Annotated in this window: 2 protein-coding genes; one reads left to right on the top strand and one right to left on the bottom strand. The window is 70.7% G+C overall.

Annotation, left to right across the window (positions count from 1 at the left end; translation table 11 throughout):
• Positions 1 to 181: 181 nt before the first annotated feature.
• Positions 182 to 1,393, bottom strand: a complete 1,212-nt coding sequence (locus CBZ_RS19150; RefSeq protein WP_130783046.1) for an alpha-hydroxy acid oxidase — start codon at positions 1,391 to 1,393, stop codon at positions 182 to 184.
• A 254-nt stretch (positions 1,394 to 1,647) separates the two neighbouring features.
• Between CBZ_RS19150 and CBZ_RS19145 the strand changes: the two genes are divergently transcribed.
• Positions 1,648 to 2,963: ABC transporter substrate-binding protein (locus CBZ_RS19145; protein ID WP_130783045.1), on the top strand; the 1,316-nt coding region annotated here is incomplete at its 3' end.

Genomic DNA, 2,963 nt, shown 5'->3' with positions numbered 1-2,963 from the left:
GGCCCGACGAGCGCTCGGGGTCGCTCGTCGGGCCGGGGTGGTCGGCGGAGCCCGTGAGGACGGTCCTTCCTCGGTCGGTGGGGCGTCGCGCTGGTCTCTCAGCGCGCCTGGCGCGGCGTGCGCGGTCGCGCGGGCGACGTGCGGCGTCGCCTCGGACGCGTGGCCGTCGGGGCGGGCGGTCTCAGGGCAGCCGCACGTGCTGCGGGCCGAGCTCGTCGACGGACGCGACGCCGAGCAGGGCCATGGTGCGGCGGACCTCGCGCGACAGGATCTGCGCGGCGCGGTCGACGCCCCGCTCGCCGCCGGCCATGAGCCCGTACAGGTAGGCGCGGCCGACGAGCGCGGCGCGCGCGCCGAGGGCGAGGGACGCGACGACGTCGGCGCCGGACAGGATGCCGGTGTCGACCCAGACCTCGGTGCGGTCGCCGACGGCCTCGGCGACGTCGGGCAGGAGCCGCAGGGGGACGGGCGCGCGGTCGAGCTGGCGTCCGCCGTGGTTGGACAGGACGATCGCGTCGGCCCCGGCGTCGGTGACGCGCCGGGCGTCGTCGACGGTCTGGATGCCCTTGATGATGAGCGGCCCGTCCCAGGAGGCGCGGAGCCACTCGAGGTCGGCGATCGTCATGGTCGGGTCGAAGAGCTTGTCGAGGAGCTCCGCGACGGTGCCGTCCCACTCGTTGAGCGACGCGAACTTCAGCGGCTCGGTGGTGAGCAGGTTCATCCACCAGGCGGGGTGCGTGGCGGCGTCGAGGACGGTCTTGACGGTGAGCGCGGGCGGGATGGAGAAGCCGTTGCGGGCGTCGCGCAGCCGGGCGCCGGCGACGGGGACGTCGACGGTGAGCATGAGCGCCTCGTACCCGGCGGCCTTGGCGCGGGCCATGAGGTCCTCGCCGGCGGAGCGGTCCTTCCAGACGTAGAGCTGGAACCACTTGCGGGCGTCGGGTGCGGCGGCGGCGACGTCCTCGATGGACGTGGTGCCCATGGTCGACAGCGCGTAGGGGATGTCGTGGCGCTCGGCGACGCGGACGACGGCCCGCTCGCCCTCGTGGTTCATCATGCGCGTGAACCCGGTGGGGGCGAACCCGAAGGGCTGCGCAGACGGCTTGCCGAGGAAGTGCGTGGTGGTGTCGACGGCGGACACGTCGTGCAGGATCGACGGCTGGAACTCGAGGTTCCGGAAGAGCGAGCGCGCGCGGCGCAGGCTGATCTCGGCCTCGGCGGCGCCGTCGGTGTAGTCGAAGACCGACCGGGGTGTGCGGCGACGGGCGACGGAGCGCAGGTCGGCGATGGTGAGGGCGTCGTCGAGGCGGCGCTGCACGGGGTCGAGGACGACCGGCTTGGGCCGCAGCAGCGGCTTGAGCTCGGACCAGGACGGGATCTGGCGGTGGGTCACGTGCGTGGCTCCCTGGGCGCGTCGTCGGGCTGCACGGAGTGGATTTTGAAACGATACACCGCTGCACGGGCGGGGTCACGGGCCTGCCGCACCCGTGGGTTCATCCTCGCGTAGCGTGGGCGCCGGGGCCACGCGATGTGGCCTGGACCACAACGGCTTTGTAACGTTTCACCGCGAACCGTTGACACCGCTGCGAGCGCTCACCTACCGTCCGGAATGCGCTTTCACAGATCCGAGCAAGGAGGCTCCCGACGATGAAGCGACCTTTCTGGAAGTTCACCGCCCTCGCTGCGGTCACCGCACTCTCCCTCACCGCCTGCGCCTCCGGCTCGGGCGACGACGACGCGTCCGCCGCGCCCAGCCCCGACTCGACCGAGCCCGTCACGATCAACTTCACGTGGTGGGGCAACGACGACCGGGCCTCGCGCTACCAGGAGGCGCTCAAGCTCTTCAACGAGGAGTACCCGTACATCACGGTGCAGACCAGCTTCGCCGCGTTCCCGGACTACTGGACGCAGCGGTCCACCGAGGCCGCCGGCCGCAAGCTGCCGGACGTCATGCAGTTCGACCTGTCGTACCTGCGTGAGTTCAACCAGAACGGGCAGCTGCTCGACCTGGCGCCCTACGTCGACAACGGCTCGATCGACCTCTCGGGCTTCGACGAGACCCTCACCACCGCCGGCGTGCTCGACGACAAGACGATCGGCATCCCGACCTCCACCAACACGTTCGCGATGTTCCAGAACCCGGCGGTCATCACCGCGACCGGCGCCGAGTTCCCGGACGACACCGAGTACACGTGGGAGGACTACAACGACTTCATCGCCGAGGCCTCCGGCGCCGGTGCCACCACCGCCGACGGCTACGCGCTCTACGGCGCCGTCGACTACACGGGCACCTTCTGGTTCTTCATCCAGTGGCTGCTGCAGAAGGGCGTCACCCCGTTCGAGGACGACGGCACGTTCGGCTTCGACGAGGACGACGTCGTCGAGTTCCTCGACCTGACCGCCGACCTGCGTGCGGACAAGCTCGTCTACCCGATCGAGCGCGGCCTGTCCCTGCTCCCCAAGGGCGGCTTCACGGTCAACGAGTCCGCGACCGAGATGAGCTGGGACAACTTCCTCGCCGGCTACGTCGCCGACTCGGGCACCCAGGACATCGCCCTCGCGCAGATCCCGTCCGTCGAGCCGGGCGAGAAGCACATGTTCTTCAAGCCGTCGATGCTGCTGTCGGCCGGCGCGAACACCGAGCACCCCGACGCCGCGGCGAAGCTCATCAACTTCCTGCTCACCGACCCCGAGGTCGGCACGATCTTCGGCACCTCGAAGGGCGTCCCGGCGGACGAGGAGCAGCGCGCCGCCGTCAGCACCGAGCCGGGCAGCGTCGACGCCCGCGTCATCGAGTACGAAGAGGCCGTGACCGACCTCGTCACCGAGTCCACCCCCATCCCGGTCAAGGGCTTCGGCACCATCGAGGCCAAGTGGAAGTCGCTGGGCGAGGAGCTCGCCTACGGCACCATCACGACGGAGGACTTCGCCTCCCAGTGGTTCGCCGAGGCGGAGCTCGCCCC

The sequence above is a fragment of the Cellulomonas biazotea genome, assembly GCF_004306155.1.
Classification (GTDB): Bacteria; Actinomycetota; Actinomycetes; order Actinomycetales; family Cellulomonadaceae; genus Cellulomonas; species Cellulomonas biazotea.
The sequence above is the reverse complement of the archived record's forward strand: the minus strand, read 5'-3'. Positions and strand labels throughout refer to the sequence as shown.